Here is a 19,896-nt window from a genome sequence, read left to right as displayed (position 1 = left end):
TGGGTAGCCCCTCCTGAAGGCACTTGTGCCAAAGTGGTCCTGATTGGATCAGGAGGATGAGCAATGAAGGAAGTATCGATCATCGGCGTCGACTTGGCCAAACAAGTCTTTCAACTTCATGGTGCGACGGCCGTTGGCGAGGTTGAGTTCCGCAAGAAGTTGTCGCGCAAGCAGTTCTTCGCGTTCACGCAAGAACAATCACACTGCATTGTCGCGATGGAAGCCTGCGGAACGGCTCACCATTGGGCGCGATCCCTGACCTGAGCTACTCCCCAATCGCTGGACAGTTTCCGGCGTAGATTAAGCTACTCTCTGCCCCTGCTGACCGGGTTGGGTTTCGTCTTTTCTCAGCCAATGGACCACGGCTGGCGGTCTGCCGCCTAGGGCGGAATGCGGGCGCTTCCGATTGTAGAATTCCACCCACTTTCCGACGCCTGCCCTTGCCTCCGATCCGGTTTCCCAAGCCTGCAGGTAGACGCATTCGTATTTCAGCGACCGCCATAGCCGTTCCACGAAGATGTTATCTAGGAACCGGCCTTTATTGCCCTCTCAACTGTGAGAGACCGCTGTCCGTGCGGTCCGCCTGGGGGCTCTCGGCTCATCGATACGAACACAAAGCCGAAACCGCTAACTTCTCACTGCTAGAGAAAGCGTCCGCCACCCCCTCGCCAAGCATGAAGTTACTCAGCCCGTCAATGTGCAGGCACGGCAAAACAATGGAGCCTGATCTCTGCTTTCCTAAATGCAGGCGGCCTCAGCCCTTATACTCCAAACCAGATATAGAAAGAACGCCCATTGGGCGCTCTATATCCAGATCCCGGTGAGAACTCGTGTAGAAACGGTGGAAACTCGTGGAAGATTTACACACCGGATTGCCAACGACCGCTTCAGGCGCGCTGCATTGCGGAAAGCAACTAACCGCAGATGGCGGCTTTGGGCCGGTCAGGTTCCGAAGGGCGAAGACGGTTCGCAACTGTGAAGCGGCAGCTTCCTGCGCTTTGCTGACCCTGCCCCAGCGGTATCAGAACAAGTGCTCGCGCCCGGCTGAAGGTTCGCTTTCGCTGGAAGGCTTGGAAAAGCTCGCACATGCAGCGATCGGCGCCAAGCATATCAACTTAAAGGCAAGTTTGGACTGACTGCCGTCTTGGCGCAGGCTGATGTGAAACTCTATCTTTTCACTGCTGCAGAAAGCGGCTGCTGCCCCCATCGCTGGGCATGAAGTTACCCAGCCCCCGAATATGCATGCACAGCAAAACGAAGGAGCCTGTTCTCTGTTTCCGCAATGCATTCGGCCTCTGCCACAATGCACCAACCCAGATATAGAAAAGGCGCCCGCCGGGCGCCCTATATGTAGATCTTGGTGCGAACTCATGCCGAAACGGTGGGAACTCGTGGAAGATTTACAATCTTTCAGTGTGTCCAGGGGCCGCGGCGATTAGTGGCGAAGTTGTCGCCATAGCCGCCCGGGCGGATGTTGGCCTTGCGCTCCTTCGGCTCGACAACCACGGCGTCGATGCCGTGGTCCTTGGCGTACTCCAGCGCCGTTTCCTTGCTCTCGAACCGCAATTTGACCTGGCTCTGGGTGTCGCCGGAGGAGGTCCAGCCCATCAGCGGATCCACTTCGCGGGCCGAGGCAGGCGCGTATTCCAGCACCCATTTCCGCGTCTTGGCCATGCCTGAGGTCATGGCATTGCGTGCCGGCCGGTAAATCCGTGCTTGCATGGGTTGTCTCCCGCTTCGAGTCTCAATCCAGCGCATTTATGCGCCGGATGCGGCTCTGCGGCAAGGTGCCATTTGCACAGGATTAAACGGGGTTTGCGGCAGTGCCACAGGCGGCCCGCGCCAGCCCGCCCAGATGGGATGGCCGCGCGCAGAGGAAATCCATCAGCCGGGCCGGATACCCCTCCGGCGGCGCCTCTTGCACCGATGGGCGTGTCATGACCGCCCCCCTCCACGCTGCCATATGCACGGCCTCCGGCATCAGCCCGAAGTCCCCGATGGTATCAAAGGTCTCGAAGTAGCGGAAAATGGTGCCCCAGACCCCATCCACCATGCGGAAGGTTTCTCCGGCAAAGAAAGGCCCCTCCACCTCAGGTGTGATCCGCTCAATCCGCTCGCGCAGAACCCCGGCAGCGGCGGTAAATGCCGCCTCATCCGGTGCGCTGTACAACTTGCCGATGGCGGCCAGCGTCTCGGAGCCGAACGCGATCCAGGCCCGGTGCCGTGCCCGCTCCAGCGGATCCGCCGGATGCAATGCGCCCGGTGTGGTCTCGTCCAGGTATTCCGCGATCACCTGGCTCTCAAACAGCACCCGCCCGCCAGTTCCCAGCACCGGAACCCGGCCCAGCGGCGACAGGGCGGCGAACCAATCAGGCTTGTCCGCCAGATCGATATAGGTGCGCCGGTGCGGGATGGATTTTTCGCTCAGCACAATCGCTGCGCGCTGCACATAGGGGCACAGGTGGTGGCTGATCAGGTGTAAATCACGCATGGGAATCCTCATATAGATGCAACTGCATTAACATGCAAATAGGGGCACCGCCTTGCATGTCAATGCATATGCATTTAAATTCTCTGCATGGAGACACCTGACTCATTCGAAATCTGGCTGCCGCTCGCCCGCTCCCACAAGTCCATCCTGACCTCGGTGGAGGCCGCGCTGAAACAGGCCGGCCTGCCGGGGCTGGATTGGTATGACCTGCTGTGGGAGCTGGAATGCGCAGGCAGTGACGGTCTGCGCCCCTTTGAGCTCCAGGAAAAGCTGCTCTTGCCGCAATACGGCGTCTCGCGGCTGGTGGACAGGCTAGCCAAGGCAGGCCTGCTGGAACGCCAGACGTGCAACGGCGACGGCCGCGGCCAGGTGCTGGTGATCACACCGGAAGGCGCCGCCATGCGCGTCCGCATCTGGACGGTCTACTCGGACACTATGCAGCAGGCCGTCACCCCGCATTTCAGCGCTGGCGAGGCGCGGCGGCTGGCGGAACTGCTGGGAAAGCTCCTGCGCCCTGCCCCTGCTGACAAAATCTGACACCACACCCCGGATTACCGGCCAGCCCCTCTTGCACCGGAACAAAAACAGACCAAAATCAGCGCCAGCCGCCAACGGAGTCGCCCGATGCCCTATGCCCATTCCGATAAGACCATGCCGATGATGACCCAGCGGGCACCGCAGCAGCGGCCCAAACTGGAAGGCGGCAAGCGGTTTGTGATGCATACCCCGTTTCAGCCCGCAGGCGACCAGCCCACCGCGATCCAGGACCTGTCCGAGGGCGTGCTGGACGGCGAGCGCAACCAGGTTCTCTTGGGCGCCACCGGCACCGGCAAGACCTTCACCATGGCCAAGGTGATCGAGGAAACCCAGCGCCCGGCGATCATCCTTGCCCCCAACAAGACGCTGGCGGCGCAATTGTACGGCGAATTCAAGGGGTTCTTCCCGGAAAACTCGGTCGAATACTTCGTCTCCTTCTACGACTACTACCAGCCCGAGGCCTATGTGCCGCGCTCGGATACCTACATTGAGAAGGAAAGCCAGATCAACGAGCAGATAGACCGGATGCGCCACTCGGCCACCCGTGCCCTGCTTGAGCGCGACGACGTGATCATTATCGCGTCTGTGTCCTGCATTTACGGCATCGGCTCGGTTGAGACCTATTCCGCCATGACCCAGGATCTGAAAGCGGGTGAAACGTACGACCAGCGCCAGATCATGGCCGATCTGGTCGCCCAGCAGTACAAGCGCAACGACCAGGCCTTTCAGCGCGGCTCCTTCCGGGTCCGCGGCGACACCCTGGAAATCTTCCCCGCCCACCTCGAGGACCGCGCTTGGAAACTGTCCTTCTTCGGCGAGGAGCTGGAGGCGATCACCGAATTCGACCCGCTCACCGGCGAAAAGACCGGCAGCTTCGACCAGATCCGCGTCTATGCGAACTCCCACTATGTGACGCCGAAACCGACGCTGAACCAGGCCGTCATCTCGATCAAGAACGAGCTGAAGATGCGGCTTGAACAGCTGCTCGGCGAAGGCCGCCTGCTGGAAGCCCAGCGGCTCGAGCAGCGCTGCAATTTCGACATCGAAATGCTGGAGGCCACAGGCCACTGCAACGGGATTGAAAACTACTCCCGCTACCTGACCGGCCGCGCCCCGGGCGAGCCGCCCCCCACCCTGTTCGAATTTATCCCCGACAACGCCATTGTTTTTGCCGATGAATCCCATGTCTCCGTCCCCCAGATCGGCGGCATGTACAAGGGCGACCACCGGCGCAAGTTCACCCTCGCCGAACACGGCTTCCGCTTGCCGTCGTGCATGGACAACCGCCCCCTGAAGTTCGAGGAATGGGACGCCATGCGCCCGCAGTCGGTCTTTGTCTCCGCCACCCCTTCAAAATGGGAGCTGGAGCAATCCAGCGGCGTCTTTGCCGAACAGGTGATCCGCCCCACCGGCCTGCTGGACCCGCTGGTCGAAATCCGCCCGGTCGACATGCAGGTCGACGACCTCCTGGACGAGGTGCGCCGCGTCACCGCCAACGGCTTCCGCACCCTGGTCACCACGCTGACCAAACGCATGGCCGAGGACCTCACCGAATACCTGCACGAACAGGGCATCAAGGTCCGCTACATGCATTCCGACATCGACACGCTGGAACGGATCGAGATCCTGCGCGACCTGCGGCTTGGCGCCTTTGACGTGCTGATCGGCATCAACCTCCTGCGCGAAGGCCTCGACATTCCGGAATGCGGGCTGGTCGCCATTCTCGACGCCGATAAGGAAGGCTTCCTGCGCTCGGAAACCTCGCTGATCCAGACCATCGGCCGCGCTGCCCGCAACGCCGAAGGCCGCGTCATCATGTATGCCGACCGCGTCACTGGCTCAATGGAGCGCGCCCTGGGCGAAACCGACCGCCGCCGCGAAAAGCAGATCGCCTACAACCTGGAGCACGGCATCACCCCGGAAACGGTCAAGAAAAACGTCGAGGACGTGCTTGCCGGCCTCTACGAGGGCGATGTCGACATGAACCGTGTCACCGCCCAGATCGGCAAGCCGATGCACGGCGCCAATCTGGAGGCGCATCTGGCGGGCCTGCGCGACGAGATGCGCAAGGCGGCGGAGAACCTGGAATTCGAAGAAGCCGCACGTCTCCGCGACGAGGTCAAACGGCTGGAGGCGGTGGATCTCGCCATCTCCGACGACCCGCTAGCGCGGCAATCGGCGGTGGAGGCGGCGTCTGATGCAGCGGTGAAATCCCGCGGACGGTCAACCGCGGGCAAGGCCGGGACGCGGGCGTACCGGGGCAAGTCGCAGAAGAAGTTTTCGTAGCCAAAAGAATACTCTCTTTCACGCATCACTAGCGGCTAATGACATTCAAAGCGGAAGGCTCCTTATTTGCACGCCCACAAGTAAGAGGTGAAAAGTTGCTGGACTTTAAGACTGAACTTCTACCCGATCTTCACTACCTCTATGATCGATCAATCGAAGAGGTGTCAGACTTTGAAACCAGCCTAAATGCGGGTGATCTGCGGGCTACAGATGTGCTTAAGGCTCACTTCTCTATTGTCGACTATTTTCTGAGGCAAGGTGAAGGTGAAGGCGTTGGAGGGTTTGGTCCGAAAAATACAGGTTTGCCTATCTCTGCGCTGAGCAGACAGCTTGTGGGATTCGGAGCGGACAAAAAATGGAATACGGTTCCAGAAAAAGCTGCGACGCTTATGTTTGGGCTTATTCAGAACCACCCGTTCCATGACGCAAATAAACGAACAGCTTACTTAAGTACAGTCCACTATCTGTACCAGAACGGTTTGATTTTTAAGCTGCCTGAAAAGGCACTTGAGGACATGACCGTTAGCATTGCTAACAAGGACTTATCTAAGTTCAGAAGGTACAAAGACCTAAAGAAAAAATATGCTGATCCTGAAGTGGCATTTCTTGCATATTGGTTAAAGAAGAACACCCGAAAAATCGACCACCAGCAATATTTCGTAACTTATCGAGAGCTTGATCTGATTCTAAAGCGGTTTGACGCCTAGCTGGAAACCCACACAATGGCCAAATCGATGTGATGCACTGGGAATGGATGACTAAGCAAAAAGGCACACTCTTCAGGAAAGAGAAGAAAACCAAGGAAATTCGCCACGCTTGCGCATTGGGCTTCCCTGGATGGAAAAATCAGGTCGGAAAAGGCAGAATTGGTCCTGTTCGAAAGGTACTAGGGTTAACCCCTGAAAATGGCGTGGATTCACAATCATTCTTCAAAGACGTAGACGATATGAAAGTACTGATCGAAATGTATGAGGGTGCCTTAAAACGTTTGGCATACCGTTAAAGGTGAAAAGTCCACCCAGCGCCCGATCCTGAGGGTGGGTGTTCGCACCCGCGTCACACCGAAGACGTGCCACCCCTGATCGGCGCACCTATGGTAGACGAGGGCGGATCTGACGTGATGCCTGCCTGCGCCGCGCATTTGGCTCTGCAAAACCGCCTAGATCAAACTAACCACCTGTTAAAAAATAAAGTTTCGCAACGCCTCTCCCTTTTCACTGACAACCCCGCTGCACCCACTCCCCCTGCCGGCCCGCCCTTCCTGACCCGGAAAGCACTACCATCTGCCCTTTGCAGCCTCCATTGGCCACCGCGCCCACCTGATTGATCTCCCCGGAAAATTATGCGCATCAAGGCGGTTATGATTTGCAAGCTGCCGCATATCCGCCCGGGCCAAAGCGTCGGGCTGCTGGGAGGATCCTTTGATCCGCCGCACCGCGGCCATGCAGCGATTTCCCATGCAGCGCTGAGGCGGTTCGGGCTTGATCACCTGTTCTGGCTGGTATCTCCGGGCAACCCGCTGAAAGCACGCCAGCCGGCCGCCCTGCAGCGGCGGATTGCAGCGTCGCAAGGCCTGATACAGCATCCGCGCATCCATATCAGCGGCATTGAGGCGGAGCTTGGCACCCGCTACACCGCCCAGACCCTGCGCCATCTGCGCCGCCGCCATCCGGGCGTGCGTTTTGTCTGGCTGATGGGGGCCGACAATCTGACCCATTTCCACCGCTGGAAAGATTGGCGGCAGATTCTGGACACCGTGCCCGTCGGCGTGCTGGCCCGGCCGAATGACCGGATCTCGGCGCGGTTTTCACCCTCTGCGCGCTTTGCCCGCCATGCGATGCTGAAAGGCAGTCAAAGCCATCTGCTGGCGCGGGCCGAAGCCCCCGCCTGGTGTTTTGTCAACGTGCCAATGGTGGATGTCAGTTCAACCGAAATCCGGGCCCGCGGTGAATGGTCAGCGGCGGAGCACGGCTGAGGCCAGCCCGGCGGACAGCACCACCGCCAGCCCGGCCCAGGTCCAGGCATCAGGCAACTGGCTGAACACCGCCCAGCCGAGGCTGACAGCGGCAACCAGCTGGAAATAGACCATTGGCGCCAGCTTCACCGCCTGCACCCGGCCATAGGCAAACAGCAGCAAGAGGTTGCCGGTCATCGAAAAAGCCGCGCTGCCAACCGTCAGCGCCGCAGTTGACGGCGTGAATTCAGGCAGGCTGCTGAGGCCCAGCGGCAGCATCAGGACGGCGCTGAGCAACAGCTGTGTCAGGCTCAGCTCCAGCGGCGTGCCCACATGCGCCAGCCAGCGCGAACTGGTCAGGAAACCGCCATAAAAACAGCCCGCCAGCACCGCCCACAGCAGGTTGATGGAGCCGCCTAATCCAGGCCGCACCACCATCAGCACGCCGATGAACCCCAATGCCATCAGCAGGCTGCGCAGCAGTGTCGCCTGCTCCCGCAGCAACAGAACCGACAGCACATAGCTGACCATCGGACCGACAAAAAAGGCGGCAAAGACATTGGCCAGCGGCTCGGTCGTCAGCGCCAGCTGGATCGAAAAGATGCCGCCGGTCAGCAGCCCGGCCCGCAGCCACAGCCGCCAATCGCCCAGCAGCGCATAGGCGCGGCGCGGCACAAAGGGCAGGATCAGCGCGGTGCCGATGGCAAATCGCGACCAGGCGACAAACGCCGGTGTGGCCAGCCCGCCGCCCGTCAGCAGTTTCCCGCACAGATCGCCCGCAGGGATCATTGACATGGCCACGAACATGAGGATGACTGCCTGCAACATGGCTGCCAGCGGTAGCAGGACTTCCCGCGGGGCAAAACCCCGGATCTTGCGGCGAATTGACAGGAAAACGGGATTGAAGAAGAGCAGGTCCTGACACTAAAAATGAATAAGATGACCTCACGCCGGACGTTCCTCCTTTCCGGGCTTGCCGCTTTGGCGGGTTCCTCTGCGCTGGCCAATGCGCCGGCGGTGTCACTGCGGCCCGTGGCACGCCGTGTCAGCTCTCTTGCGGCCGGAACGGACGGGCTCAAGGCGCTATTGGCGCGGGCCGATCTGCCGGGCCAGGCGGTCTGTGCGGTGGCCGATGTGAAATCCGGCAAGCTACTGGAGGCCTCGGGCCAGGCCGAAGCACTGCCGCCAGCCAGTGTCGCCAAAGCGCTGACCGCGCTCTATGCGCTGGATGTGCTTGGGGCGGATCACCGGTTCGAGACCCGCATTCTGGCGACCGGCGGCGTTGCGGGCGGCGTGGTCAAGGGTGATCTGATCCTGGCCGGCGGCAGCGACCCTATGCTGAACACCGATCATCTGGCGCTGCTGGCCAAGGCATTGAAGACCGCAGGCGTGCGCGAGGTGCGGGGCAGGTTCCTGGTCTGGGACGGCAGCCTTCCGGCGGTCAAAACCATCGACCCGGACCAGCCCGACCATGTCGGCTATTCCCCGGCGGTCGCGGGCATCGCGCTGAATTTCAACCGGGTGCATTTTGAATGGAAACGCGCGTCCGGCGGCAGCTGGGCGATCACCATGGATGCAAGGACCGAAAAGTACCGCCCCGAAGTGGTCAATGCGCGGATGAAAATCGCCTCGCGCTCGGGGCCGGTCTATACCTACGCCGAAAAAGGGGGTGTCGATCACTGGACCGTCGCCAGCAAGGCGCTGGGCAAGGGCGGATCGCGCTGGCTGCCTGTCCGCAACCCTGCGGCCTATTCCGGCGATGTGTTCCGCACCCTGGCACGGGCAAACGGGATCAAGCTCGACAAGGCAAAGGCCGCCAAATCCTTGCCGAAGTCGCAATTGCTGGCCCGGCATCACAGCCCGCCGCTGGATATGATGCTCAAGGCGATGCTGAAATACTCCAACAACCTGATGGCCGAGATGATCGGCATGTCGGCCACCGCCGCGCGCGGCAGCCGGCCTGGCTCGCTGAAGGCGTCCGCAGCCGAAATGAACCGCTGGGCCGCTGCCAAATACGGCATGTCCGGCACCAGGTTGGTGGATCATTCCGGCCTGGGCGAGGATTCGCGGATGACACCGGGGGATCTGACAGGTGCATTGGTTGCCGCCTACAAGGCGGGCCGGCTCAGACCGCTTCTAAAACCTTTCCGGATGCGTGATGCCAAGGGCGGTATCGTCAAAGGACACCCGATCAAGGTCGCGGCCAAAACCGGCACGTTGAACTTTGTCTCGGGCCTGGGCGGTTTTATGACGGCTGCGGACGGGACGGAACTGGCCTTTGCCATTTTCACCGCTGACCAGAAAACGCGTGCCCGCATCCCCCGCGCACAGCGCGAACGCCCCAAAGGCGCACGCGGATGGAACCGCCGCGCCAAGAAGCTGCAACAGCAATTGATCGAACGATGGGGCGCGGTCTACGGCAGCTGACCCGGGTCCGGAACAGGCGGGATTGGTCTGGTCATATTGCCAGAATCTGGACGTTTTTTCCGGTCCGGGAGCGTGGCAAACCTGCGCAGGACGGTGGTGCAAGCCGCCGCGATATTGCTGTGAAAAGGATGCCGCCATGACCAGATACTTCAACGAGCATGGCCAGCCCATCGGCGCACCGCTGCCGGACTGGCGCGGTGCCCGCCACCCCGGCCACACCGGCATGGCGGGGCAATACTGCCGGGTTGAGCCGCTGAATGCGGACCGCCACGCCGCGGATCTGTTCGCGGCCTTCCGGCAGGACCAGGCCGATGCGATCTGGACCTATGTGCCCTATGGCCCGTTTGAGACGCCGGAAGGCCTGCATGCCTGGGTGCAAGCGGCCAGCGGCGTGGATGCACAGCCCTATTTCGCGGTCATCAATGGCGTCAGCGGCAAGGCCGAAGGCATCGCAAGCTTCATGCGCATTCAGCCCGCCCACGGTGTGATCGAGGTCGGCGGCATCACCTTCGCACCGTCATTGCAGCGGACGCGGGCGGCGACCGAGGCGATGTATCTGATGATGGCGCGGGTGTTCAATGATTTGGGCTACCGCCGCTATGAGTGGAAATGCGACGCCTTGAATGCGCCCTCCTGCCGTGCGGCAGAGCGCTTCGGTTTTACCTATGATGGTCTGTTCCGCCAAGCCATTGTCTATAAAGGCCGCAACCGTGATACCGCCTGGTATTCAGTGCCGGATGGCGAATGGCCCATGCTTGAAGCCGCCTATCAGACGTGGCTTGATCCATCAAACTTCGGTGCGGAAGGGCAGCAGAAGCAAAGCCTCGGCACTTTGATCGCAGCGGCCAGACGGACGGGCTGATACCACATGACCCTGCGCAGCCAGTCCCGCCCGCGCTTGGCTGCATAAACTTCACCAGGCCGCAAGGCCGGGGGCAGCGCCCCCCTTCGCCCTTCAGACCATGTGCCGCGCCCGTGCGCCGCGTTCGATGGCCGCGGCATGCAGCCGGTCGATGTTCAATTCATAGCGGACCTCTGCCAGAAACTCGAGCTCGGTCTCGCCCAGGATCCCGTCCGCAGCCGCCACATCGCAGGACAGCGCATAGGCGGTTTCAAACAACCGCTCCGGCAGATCGCCGCGGATCAGGCCGAACAGCGCCGCCAGACCGTCTTCCTGCTCAAACAGGTCCAGAACGGTCTGCGAAACCCGTGTCACCCGGTCGATGTCATAGTCGGCAAACACCGGCAGCATGTTGACCGCAGACTGGATCTTTACCAGCTCGGCAGTGCGGATGTTCTCGTCCGAGGCCGAAACCGCCACCATCAGCGCCACCAGGCAGTCCTGCGGGGACATCGGGTGCGGGGTTTGCTCACTCATGGACGAAATCCTTTTTTGCCAATATTGATCCGATCAGGATAGGTATGCCAGCGGTGAGGTTCAACAACAGGCTGTGTCTGCGCGGCGTTTTTATCCTTTTTGCTGCAGCAAAAGACGGCCTCGGCGGGCCAGTGATTATTGACTCATGCTGCATCAGCACAATAGAGGAAAGGGCTGGATGCATGGGGCATCCGCACTGATCTTGCGGCCCCTGGAAAACCGGAAACGACGCCGCCGATGGAGAATACGAATGTCTGATGTGCGCGAAGAAGCTCTGAAGAGCAAAGCCTGGCCGTTTGAAGAGGCCCGCCGGGTTCTCAAACGTTATGCCAAGGGCGCGCCGGACAAGGGCTATGTTCTATTTGAGACCGGCTATGGCCCATCGGGCCTGCCGCATATCGGCACCTTCGGCGAGGTCGCCCGCACCACCATGATCAAAACCGCGTTCGAGGTGATCTCGGACATACCCACCAAGCTGATCTGCTTTTCGGACGATCTGGACGGGATGCGCAAGGTGCCGGGCAATGTGCCCAATGCCGACAGCCTGCAGGAGCATCTGCAAAAACCGCTGACCTCGGTGCCGGATCCGTTTGGCACCCATGAGAGCTTTGGCCACCACAACAACGCCATGCTGCGCCGCTTCCTGGATACCTTCGGCTTCGAGTATGAATTTTATTCGGCGCAGGAGTTCTACCAATCCGGCCAGTTCGACGAGGTGCTGAAACGCGCTGTCGACAAATACGACGACGTCATGGCGATCATGCTGAAGAGCTTGCGTGAGGAACGCCGCCAGACCTATTCGATCTTCCTGCCGATCCATCCGGAAACCGGCCGCGTCCTCTATGTTCCGATGAAGAAGGTCTGCGCTGAAACTTACACCGTCACCTTTGACGACGAAAACGGCAAGGAATGGACCCTGCCGGTCACTGGCGGCAATGTGAAGCTGCAGTGGAAGCCGGATTTCGGCGCCCGCTGGGCGGCGCTGGAAGTCGATTTTGAGATGTACGGCAAGGATCACTCCACCAATACACCGATCTATGACGGCATCTGCCGGGTTCTGGGCCACCGCGCGCCGGAGCATTTCACCTATGAACTGTTCCTGGATGCCAACGGCCAAAAGATCTCGAAAACCTCCGGCAACGGCATCTCGATCGACGAATGGCTGACCTATGCCTCGACAGAGTCGCTGGCGTATTTCATGTACCAGAAGCCCAAGACCGCCAAGCGGATGCATTTCGATGTGATCCCCAAGGCAGTGGACGAATACCACCAGCAGCTGCGCGCCTATCACACCCAGGACCTGAAGGGGCAGCTGAACAACCCGGTCTGGCACATCCACGGCGGTGACGTGCCGCAGTCCGATATGGTGGTGCCGTTCTCGATGCTGCTCAACCTCGCTTCGGCCTCCAGCGCCGAGGACAAGGAAACCATGTGGGGCTTCATCAACAAATATGCACCCGATGCCACGCCGGAGACCAATCCGGCGATGGATCAGGCGGCAGGTTTTGCTGTGGCCTATTTCAACGACTTCGTGAAACCCGCCAAAGTATTCCGCCTGCCTACCGATCAAGAGCGTGCAGCGCTGCAGGATCTGGCCGATGCGCTGAAATCGCCGGAGGCCGCACTGGCAGCAATCGCCAAGAAGAACGAGCTGGCCGGCAGCGACGACCCGCTGCCCGAGGCCGATTTCGCGGATGAGGAATTCCTGCAATCCGTGGTCTTTGCCATCGGCAAGATCCATGGCTTCGAGCCGCTGCGCGCCTGGTTCTCGGCGATCTACGAGGTGCTGCTGGGGGCCTCCCAAGGTCCCCGCTTCGGCGGCTTCATCGCGCTTTACGGCGTCGAGGACACCATCGCGTTGATCGAAAAGGCGCTGGCGGGCGAGCTGGCCTGAGCTTTCACCGAATAGCGATCAGCAAGGGCGCGGGTTTTCGCGCCCTTTTCTTTTTCAGCCATGCGCGGCGGCCTGCGGCCTTGTCCCGCGCTGTGCACCAGCTCCCCCAAAATTTTCTTTGACGCAACGTCACTTTGCCCTAACTGGAGTCAAACGGACCGGGAGGGACAGATGCGCAGTGTTCTGTTTGCGGGGGTAAGTGTTTTTCTTCTGGCCTTCCCGGCAATAGCTCAAAGGGAGCCGGTCACAGCCGTGATCGGCTCTCAGATTTCTGCCTTTCTGAACAATGATACCGAAACCGCCTTCTCCTATGCTTCGCCGGCGATCCGGCGCATTTTCGGCACCCCGGACCGCTTTGGCGAGATGGTGCGCCAGGGCTACCCGATGGTCTGGCGACCTGTTGAGGTGCGTTACCTGCAATTGCGCGAAGTGGCCGGCAGCCTGTGGCAGCGGGTGATGGTCACCGACGAGCAGGGCGCCGTGCACCTATTGGATTACCAAATGATTAACCTGGAAAGCGGATGGAAAATCAACGCCGTACACCTTCTGAAAGGGCAGGATGAAAGCGTCTGAGCCCTGGCCTGCGCACGCACCGCTGGGCGGAATTTAACGCGGCATCTGTAAATCCTTTTCCCTGAACGCGACATGCGCAGCAGGAAAAGGAAATCTCATGAACAAGGCAATCACCGAAGGTTTGCAGCTGATGCCCCCCGCCTTTGCGGACGGTCTGAACGTCTGGTCCAGCGGCGACGGCACGCCGGGGTCGGACACCTATGACGGCGCGGCCAATGCGGTTTTTGTGGCGGCGGACGCTGATTTCGGCGGCTGCCTGGAGATGCAGAAGACTGAGAACACCCAGAAGCTGCGCTTCATGGGCCAGACGCCGCTGCAACCGGGCTGCTACCTGCAGATCAAGATCCGTATCAAGGCTGTTAGCGGCGCGCTGCCTGCGGTCCGCGTTGCAGGCTGGGCTGGTGCCAGCGGCGGCAGCCACATCGGCGGCGTGTCCGAAGCCGGGCAGCAGCATGCGCTCAGCACCTATGGCAAAGTACTCGAAGTCACCGGCATCGTCGGCAGCGGCGAACGCGGCGGGGTGGACATGCCGTGGGGGCGCAGTGCGGCCTACGGCCACTTCGGCCTCGACCTGACCGGCGCCAACGGCGGCGTGGTGCGGATCGACGATATCGAAATCACCGATATCACCAGCGCTTTTGTGCGCGACATGCTGAGCGTGGTGGACGTCACGGACTATGGCGCGGTGGGCAATGGCAGCTTTGATTGCACGGCGGCTTTTGAAGCGGCCGATGCTGCTGCCGACGGGCGGCGCATCCTGGTGCCTGCAGGGGATTTCCGCCTGAACAGCACCGTTTCGCTGAACCACCAGGCCGTGTTCGAAGGCACCGTTTCCATGCCGGACAGCCAGATGCTGCTGCTGACAAAGAATTTCGATTTCCCCGCATATGCGGCGGCATTCGGCAATGAGGAACTGGGGTTCAAAAAGGCGTTTCAGGCGCTGATCAACAACGCAGATCATGAATCCCTCGATCTGAAGGGCCGCAAGATCACCGTCACCGGGCCGATCGACATGCAAGCGGCAGTCCCGAACAAAAGCTCCTATGCGACCCGCCGGGTCATCCGGAACGGCCAATTGGAGGCCGCCAGCAATGCGGCCTGGGACACCGATGCTGTGATCTCGCAGGCAACCTACAGTGCATCGGACTCCAAGAAGCTGACCAATGTTGCGAACATCACCAATGTTGCAGTTGGCTCTTTGGTCGAAGGCGCCGGGGTGGGCCGCGAGATCTATGTGAAATCCAAAAACACCGGCGCCGGAGAGCTGACCCTCAGCGGGGCATTGTATGATGCTGAAGGCACCCAGACGTTCACTTTCCACGACTTCAAGTATCTGGTGGATTTCAGCGGCTTCAGTTCGCTCAGCAAATTCGGTATGGAAGGCATCGAGTTTCAGTGCAATGGCCGCTGCAGCGCAGTGCGGCTGGCGCCGGCCGGGTCGGTGAACGCGTTTGACAGTTGTTTCTTTTCACGCCCCAAGGACCGGGGCATCACGTCGGCTGGTTCCGGCTGTCAGGGGATTCTGGTGGACAATTGCCAGTTCCTGTCGAATGAGGACGGAGAGGATGTGCCGGACCGGGTCAGTATCGGCCTCAACGTCAATGCCAACGATGCAAAGCTGCGCAGCAACCGGGCCACCAGGTTCCGCCATTTCGCGCTGCTGGCAGGCGGCAGCAACACGGTGACCGGCAATCACTTTTTTCAGGGCGACAATATCGCCAACGGCGTGCGCACGGCGGGGCTGGTTCTGGCCTCAAACAACTGCACCTCAACCGTTTCGGACAATTACATCGACAATTGCTTTATCGAATGGACCAACGAGCGGGACGCAACACCTGACTTCACCGGCGGATTCTCGTTCAGCGCCTTGTCAGTGAGCGCCAATGTGTTCCTGTCCGGCGATGTCGCGCCGTGGTTCAGCTATATCGTCGTTAAACCCTATGGCAGCGGCCATTTCCTGAACGGGCTTTCTGTTACCGGCAATAAATTCCGCTCGCTTCAGGGCAGTATCGACCGGGCGGAACGGGTGGATACCAGTTTTTCGGATCTGGATTTCAGCCGGTCTAAAAACGTCGATTTCAGCGGCAACATGTACCACAACGTCGCGGCGCAAACCGCCAACCCGCTGCGGGTGCGGCACGATCAATCTTCGGCCTCAACCTCCTGGTCGGTGCAGGCCGAGGGGCTGCTGCCGTTCCAAGGGTTTGCCCGCTATGTCGATAGCGTGGTGCCGCTGGGCGCGCTGAAGAGCGGCGGCAACAGCACCCGCTACATTGTGCCGTATACCGAAGCGCAGCAAGGCTCGAACAACGACGAGATCCGGCTGCGCTGGGGCGAAGCCGTCAAGGGCGAAGTTCAGGTCATCATGCGGATGGACAGCTAACCAGTGCCGCCAGAGTGCTGAAGATCGGCGGCGGCAAGGCGGAAGGCCTTGCCAAAGCCGCCGTTCAGGTGCGCACCCGTCACAGCAAACCGCACAAAGGTGAAATCAGCCAATTGCAGATACAGCTTGGCCTTGGGCTGGCGGCGCAGGTAATGCGCGGCCAGCGTCTCATGCTCCGGGCCTTGCCTGCTGATGAAACGTGCCCGGCACATCAGGCTCAGGCGCGGATGGGCTAGCGGATCGCCTTTGCCTTCCGGCTCGCCGACCAGCAGCGAGCAGGCCGGCCGCTGACCCAGCGCAGCTGTGTGCAACGACAGGCCGGAGATCAGGCTGACAGGACCCCCTTGCGGATCCAGTCCGAAAGCCACCCGTGTGACCAGTGGGCTGCCATCGTCCAGCAGCACTCCGAGGGCGGCAAAGCGGGCGCTTGCCATCAGGCTTTGGGCCAAGGCGCGGGCGTCGTCATCTGCGGGGCGGACCGGGTCGGGCATCTGCATCTCTGGTTTCAGTGAAAGGCTTCAGAACCTTTGCCATACCCCCAGCTCCAGTCCAAGGCTGCGCCGGCCTGTGTTGCGGTACTCCAGCCCCAGGATCAACTCCCGGCTGCCGTCCAGCGGATAGCGCACGGCCGGGGTCAGCGCATAGGAAAACCGGCCGCCGCCCGGCTTGTACGTTTCTATCTGCAGCATCGGCGCGATTTTTCCGGGCCGGTTCAGACCGATGGTGGCGTCCAGTTTCCAGGCCGCATCGAAACCGCTGTTGCGCAGCTCGTACGCGGCATCGACCGCCAGCCAGCCGGTGGTTTGGCCGGTATCAAAACTGCGCCCGTAAGACAGGGTTGCCTTTTGCATCATTTGCCAAAGACCCCGGAAATGATTGCCGCCGGCCCCTGCCTCAGCAGCCAGCCGGTAACGGGGGCCGGCGCGCAGCGGCAGGCGGGCAAAAAACAGGGCATGGCCGGAGCCCGCGGAATTTTGGTTCAGATCAATGCCGAGAGTGAGTTTGGAGGTAACGCCGAATGCCCCGTAATAGCTCAGCTCTTGCGCGCCTTCATCACCGGTTTGCCGGTAGGTCGCGCTGGCAGAAGCAAACCCCCTGCCTGGCTTCTCCTGCCATGCACCGCCAGCCGCCGGCTGGGCCAGCGTCAGGGCAAGACATACGGCACAGGCAGGTTTCATTCCAGAACCCTCAGAACATTGCGGCAAGAGTTTCGGCTTATAGTTAAGGTTGTATTAAATTTTCGCTTATCCCGAAATGGTTGCAACCTCAAAAAAGGTCGTGCGCTTTATGCGCGAACAGGCGTAGGCTGGGGGAAGTCAACGGAGGGGCCAATGCCGAAAATAGCAAAAACCGCTGATATCCAAACCGTTATCACCACATTTGAGATGACCCCCGGGACCTGCCAGGACCTGCTGGAGGCGCTGCAGGACGCCTATGCGGACTTCATCTCGAAACAGCCCGGCTTTGTTTCGGCCGGCCTGCATGTGAATGACGCGCAGACACGTATCGCCAACTACTCGCAATGGCGCCGCCGCGAGGATTTCATGGCAATGCTGCGCAGTCCCGAAATGCGCGAGCGCAACCGCAAGATCAACGAACTGTGCCGCAGTTTTGAGCCGGTGATGTATGACGTGGCGGAGGTCTTCGGCACCTAGCGTCTTTCAATTCCACCCGGAGCAGCACCTGCTTTGACCCCGGTCATGGCAGGCTGCCGCCGGCAGGACTATCATTGACAGGAACATCAACCGATGGAGGTTTGTTATGTACCACAATGTCCTGGTGCCGATTTCATTTGATCCCGAGCGGGATGTGACCGGGCCGCTGAAAGTGGCGCGGCTGCTGTCTGCGCCCGGAGCCAAGGTGACGCTGCTGCATGTGATCGAGCAGGTTCCGGCCTATGCGATCTCTTACATCCCCGCAGATTTCATGGATGGCACCCGCAGCGCGCTGCAGGCCGAGTTGGACGGGCTGGCAAAGACGCTGCCCAATGCCACAGGCGAGCTGGTCGAAGGGCATTCCGGCCGCACTATTCTGGACTGGGCCGATCAGAACCAGCCTGATCTGATCGTCCTCGCCTCGCACCGCCCGTCGATGCAGGACCTGCTTTGGGGGTCCACCTCCGGCCATGTGGTGCGCCACGCCGCCTGTGCGGTGCATGTGGTGCGCTGAGGCCGCACTGGTCAGGCCGCCCCAGTCAATCCGCCCGGGTCAGGCAGGAACCGCCGCCTTGAGCAGCGTCCAGACCAGCCGGATAGCCCCACCTGGCAGCAGGGCTGAGCGCAGCAGAACCTTATTGGAGTTCACCGCTTCGGCGATGCGGGCATAATGCACCTGCTTGTCCGCGGGGGAGCGCAGCAGGATGGTTTCGGCCTGTTTCATCGCCCGTTCGGTCTGCCGCTGAATCTGCGGCACTGCGGCGGGTTTTACCGCGCGGTAGAGGTTCAGCCCCTTACGCTTGGGTTTCTGCGCCGGGTCCAGGTTCTGTTTCACCGCCTGAGTCAGCGTGTCCTGCACCAGTTCCAGCGCCTTGGTTGCTTCGGCATAGGCATGGTTGCCGCCCAGTTGCTGAACCGCCAGCTTGTAGGTGTGGCGGTAGCAGTCGTATCTGTAGACTTTGGGCAATGTCCCGCAGCGGTCAAAACCGCGTGTCAGCGTCGTGACAACGGTTTTTGTCGCCCGGGAGCTTAGCCCGCTGCGCTGGCCGCCGCCGCCGCTGCTTGCACCGCTGTCCCGGCTGCCGCCGCCACCGCCTTCGCCGCCGAATGCGGGGGTGCTGGCAAGGATCAGGGTCAGAAACCCGGCCTGGATGGTTTTGCTGCTCATGTGTGCCTCCATGGTTTGCAGGCAGCTTACCATGGGTCAGGTCCTTGGGAATGGGCGGAATTCTGCAATTTTCCCGAATTTGCGGGGCTGTTGCCTTGCGCAAGCGAGCGGGGCTGCCCACGTGAGTCGCTGGAGTTGCACAAGGAGACACAGATGCAGTGCCCGATTGACGGAACCCAGCTGGTTATGAGCGACCGCGCCGGTGTGGAGATTGATTATTGCCCGAAATGCCGCGGCGTGTGGCTGGACAGGGGCGAGCTGGACAAGATCATCGAGCGCTCCTCCCAGCCAGTGCAGGCCGCACCGCAGCAGCCGCAGCGGCATGACGACCGGGGCGGCGATTATGATCCGCGCTACGGCAAGAAACCCTATAAGAAGAAAAAGAAGAACTTTCTGGAAGATCTGTTCGATTTCTGACCCGCATCAGGCGCCGCCCCGTTGACACGGGGGCGGCAGTCCTTTGCTGCACGGCTGTTAGTGCATGGTGCAGAAGGATCCGTGTTTCGCATCCTTCATCAGGGCATCGAAATCATTCCCCTTCATTTCCACCAATGTCTTGTGGTCGCCGGCTTCGAACCAGACTTTGTCCAGGCCGGTCAAGCTGTCGTCGATCACCGTCGGTACATGGTAAGCCTGCCCCACGCAGGGGGCAGCACCGGGGTCGCAATCATCAAAGACCTGGTTCAGCTCATATTCCGGCGCCAGGCCCAGGCGGCGGTCCATCATGGATTGCAGCGCGTGCAGATCAACGGTTTGGTTGGAGGGCACCACGGCCAGCACCGGGCCTTCCTCCATGTGGATGAGCACCGATTTTGCCAGATGGTCCCCCGGCACATGCGCGCTTTCGGCGCATTCGGCGGATGTGGCGGTATAGGGATGGCGGACCGTGCCGAATGGCAGGCCTTGTGCCTCCAGATGATGTTTCAGGCGTGAGGCGATCATCAAAGGGTCCTCCTGTGTTAGGAAAGGCCCCCCGGCCGCTGTGGCTCAGGTCTTGGATGCCGCGGGTGTGTCTACAGTCACTGATAGGGCGGCATCGTCAGGTCTGGGCGCAGCCAGCGGCAAGCCGGGGCGCCCCGAAGTTTCCGGTGCCCATCAGTGTGGGCCAGGACGGGTGAGTCGGGCAAGAGGCAGCCGGTCCCGCCCCGGT

At 60.8% G+C, this 19,896-nt stretch carries 22 protein-coding genes and 2 pseudogenes; 15 read left to right on the top strand and 9 right to left on the bottom strand.

Annotation, left to right across the window (positions count from 1 at the left end; all coding sequences use genetic code 11):
• Positions 1-63: 63 nt before the first annotated feature.
• Positions 64-258 (top strand): annotated as a pseudogene (locus AQUI_RS0111925) (IS110 family transposase); the annotation flags it as partial.
• A 42-nt stretch (positions 259-300) separates the two neighbouring features.
• Here AQUI_RS0111925 and AQUI_RS29915 read toward each other — a convergent pair.
• Positions 301-540: pseudogene (locus AQUI_RS29915) on the bottom strand (integrase core domain-containing protein); the annotation flags it as partial.
• Between the two features lie 311 nt (positions 541-851).
• Here AQUI_RS29915 and AQUI_RS30700 point away from each other — a divergent pair.
• Entirely contained in the window at positions 852-1,136 is a 285-nt protein-coding gene (locus AQUI_RS30700; protein ID WP_156916814.1) for a hypothetical protein, read from the top strand.
• 274 nt (positions 1,137-1,410) lie between these two features.
• Here AQUI_RS30700 and AQUI_RS0111915 read toward each other — a convergent pair whose 3' ends face one another.
• Together AQUI_RS0111915 and AQUI_RS0111910 are read right to left on the bottom strand one after the other, a co-directional pair.
• Complete coding sequence (locus tag AQUI_RS0111915) at positions 1,411-1,722, bottom strand: ETC complex I subunit (protein ID WP_027257729.1); 312 nt, start codon at positions 1,720-1,722, stop codon at positions 1,411-1,413.
• A gap of 82 nt (positions 1,723-1,804) precedes the next feature.
• The gene (locus AQUI_RS0111910; RefSeq protein ID WP_035919939.1) at positions 1,805-2,491 is read right to left on the bottom strand and encodes a glutathione S-transferase family protein; all 687 of its coding nucleotides are present in this window, start codon (positions 2,489-2,491) and stop codon (positions 1,805-1,807) included.
• Positions 2,492-2,578: 87 nt separating this feature from the next.
• Here AQUI_RS0111910 and AQUI_RS0111905 point away from each other — a divergent pair, with 87 nt between their 5' ends.
• The 5 genes from AQUI_RS0111905 to AQUI_RS0111885 all read left to right on the top strand — a co-directional run bounded on the left by AQUI_RS0111905 (position 2,579) and on the right by AQUI_RS0111885 (position 7,289).
• The gene (locus AQUI_RS0111905) at positions 2,579-3,028 is read left to right on the top strand and encodes a MarR family winged helix-turn-helix transcriptional regulator (RefSeq protein ID WP_027257727.1); all 450 of its coding nucleotides are present in this window, start codon (positions 2,579-2,581) and stop codon (positions 3,026-3,028) included.
• 87 nt (positions 3,029-3,115) lie between these two features.
• Positions 3,116-5,314, top strand: coding sequence for an excinuclease ABC subunit UvrB (uvrB, locus tag AQUI_RS0111900; RefSeq protein ID WP_027257726.1), 2,199 nt, complete (start codon positions 3,116-3,118; stop codon positions 5,312-5,314).
• 38 nt (positions 5,315-5,352) lie between these two features.
• Positions 5,353-6,021 carry a type II toxin-antitoxin system death-on-curing family toxin gene (locus AQUI_RS29255; protein ID WP_084294366.1) on the top strand — a complete coding sequence of 223 codons (669 nt, stop codon included), beginning with the start codon at positions 5,353-5,355 and terminating at the stop codon, positions 6,019-6,021.
• Positions 6,022-6,068: 47 nt separating this feature from the next.
• Positions 6,069-6,317, top strand: a complete 249-nt coding sequence (locus tag AQUI_RS0111890) for a hypothetical protein (protein WP_156916813.1) — start codon at positions 6,069-6,071, stop codon at positions 6,315-6,317.
• Positions 6,318-6,674: 357 nt separating this feature from the next.
• Complete coding sequence (locus AQUI_RS0111885) at positions 6,675-7,289, top strand: nicotinate-nucleotide adenylyltransferase (protein WP_027257724.1); 615 nt, start codon at positions 6,675-6,677, stop codon at positions 7,287-7,289.
• Here AQUI_RS0111885 and AQUI_RS0111880 read toward each other — a convergent pair.
• Positions 7,269-8,075 (bottom strand): DMT family transporter, encoded by an 807-nt coding sequence (locus AQUI_RS0111880; RefSeq protein ID WP_245596909.1) that lies wholly within the window; start codon positions 8,073-8,075, stop codon positions 7,269-7,271. The genes AQUI_RS0111885 and AQUI_RS0111880 overlap by 21 nt on opposite strands.
• 132 nt (positions 8,076-8,207) lie before the next feature.
• On the opposite strand from AQUI_RS0111880, the gene dacB reads away from it, so the two are divergent.
• Positions 8,208-9,695: a D-alanyl-D-alanine carboxypeptidase/D-alanyl-D-alanine endopeptidase gene (dacB, locus tag AQUI_RS0111875; RefSeq protein ID WP_027257722.1), complete on the top strand. Its 1,488-nt coding sequence runs from the start codon at positions 8,208-8,210 to the stop codon at positions 9,693-9,695.
• Between the two features lie 136 nt (positions 9,696-9,831).
• Positions 9,832-10,557 (top strand): GNAT family N-acetyltransferase, encoded by a 726-nt coding sequence (locus AQUI_RS0111870; protein ID WP_027257721.1) that lies wholly within the window; start codon positions 9,832-9,834, stop codon positions 10,555-10,557.
• Between the two features lie 93 nt (positions 10,558-10,650).
• Here AQUI_RS0111870 and AQUI_RS0111865 read toward each other — a convergent pair whose 3' ends face one another.
• Positions 10,651-11,073, bottom strand: a complete 423-nt coding sequence (locus AQUI_RS0111865; protein ID WP_027257720.1) for a tellurite resistance TerB family protein — start codon at positions 11,071-11,073, stop codon at positions 10,651-10,653.
• Positions 11,074-11,323: 250 nt separating this feature from the next.
• On the opposite strand from AQUI_RS0111865, the gene AQUI_RS0111860 reads away from it, so the two are divergent.
• From AQUI_RS0111860 to AQUI_RS0111850, 3 genes are all read left to right on the top strand, one after another.
• The gene (locus tag AQUI_RS0111860) at positions 11,324-12,967 is read left to right on the top strand and encodes a lysine--tRNA ligase (protein ID WP_027257719.1); all 1,644 of its coding nucleotides are present in this window, start codon (positions 11,324-11,326) and stop codon (positions 12,965-12,967) included.
• Between the two features lie 171 nt (positions 12,968-13,138).
• Complete coding sequence (locus AQUI_RS0111855; RefSeq protein ID WP_027257718.1) at positions 13,139-13,540, top strand: DUF4864 domain-containing protein; 402 nt, start codon at positions 13,139-13,141, stop codon at positions 13,538-13,540.
• Between the two features lie 97 nt (positions 13,541-13,637).
• Positions 13,638-15,923 (top strand): glycosyl hydrolase family 28-related protein, encoded by a 2,286-nt coding sequence (locus AQUI_RS0111850; protein WP_027257717.1) that lies wholly within the window; start codon positions 13,638-13,640, stop codon positions 15,921-15,923.
• Here AQUI_RS0111850 and AQUI_RS0111845 read toward each other — a convergent pair.
• Both AQUI_RS0111845 and AQUI_RS0111840 read right to left on the bottom strand, forming a co-directional pair.
• Positions 15,920-16,414, bottom strand: a complete 495-nt coding sequence (locus tag AQUI_RS0111845) for a HugZ family pyridoxamine 5'-phosphate oxidase (RefSeq protein ID WP_035920293.1) — start codon at positions 16,412-16,414, stop codon at positions 15,920-15,922. The two genes, AQUI_RS0111850 and AQUI_RS0111845, sit on opposite strands and share 4 nt — an antisense overlap.
• A 27-nt stretch (positions 16,415-16,441) precedes the next feature.
• A complete protein-coding gene (locus AQUI_RS0111840; protein ID WP_027257715.1) occupies positions 16,442-17,101 on the bottom strand; it encodes a hypothetical protein in 660 nt (219 codons plus the stop codon).
• Positions 17,102-17,254: 153 nt separating this feature from the next.
• On the opposite strand from AQUI_RS0111840, the gene AQUI_RS0111835 reads away from it, so the two are divergent.
• On the top strand, positions 17,255-17,578 hold the full coding sequence (locus AQUI_RS0111835; protein WP_027257714.1) for an antibiotic biosynthesis monooxygenase family protein: 324 nt from the start codon (positions 17,255-17,257) through the stop codon (positions 17,576-17,578).
• 106 nt (positions 17,579-17,684) lie between these two features.
• Complete coding sequence (locus AQUI_RS0111830) at positions 17,685-18,092, top strand: universal stress protein (RefSeq protein WP_027257713.1); 408 nt, start codon at positions 17,685-17,687, stop codon at positions 18,090-18,092.
• Between the two features lie 39 nt (positions 18,093-18,131).
• Here AQUI_RS0111830 and AQUI_RS0111825 read toward each other — a convergent pair whose 3' ends face one another.
• Positions 18,132-18,746, bottom strand: coding sequence for a hypothetical protein (locus AQUI_RS0111825; RefSeq protein ID WP_027257712.1), 615 nt, complete (start codon positions 18,744-18,746; stop codon positions 18,132-18,134).
• 153 nt (positions 18,747-18,899) lie between these two features.
• On the opposite strand from AQUI_RS0111825, the gene AQUI_RS0111820 reads away from it, so the two are divergent.
• The gene (locus AQUI_RS0111820; RefSeq protein WP_027257711.1) at positions 18,900-19,163 is read left to right on the top strand and encodes a TFIIB-type zinc ribbon-containing protein; all 264 of its coding nucleotides are present in this window, start codon (positions 18,900-18,902) and stop codon (positions 19,161-19,163) included.
• A gap of 57 nt (positions 19,164-19,220) precedes the next feature.
• Here AQUI_RS0111820 and AQUI_RS0111815 read toward each other — a convergent pair whose 3' ends face one another.
• Positions 19,221-19,688 carry an aminoacyl-tRNA deacylase gene (locus tag AQUI_RS0111815; protein WP_035919936.1) on the bottom strand — a complete coding sequence of 156 codons (468 nt, stop codon included), beginning with the start codon at positions 19,686-19,688 and terminating at the stop codon, positions 19,221-19,223.
• Positions 19,689-19,896: the final 208 nt, after the last annotated feature.

It is taken from the genome of Leisingera aquimarina DSM 24565 (genome assembly GCF_000473165.1).
Classification (GTDB): Bacteria; Pseudomonadota; Alphaproteobacteria; order Rhodobacterales; family Rhodobacteraceae; genus Leisingera; species Leisingera aquimarina.
This window is presented reverse-complemented; position numbering and strand designations above follow the sequence as displayed.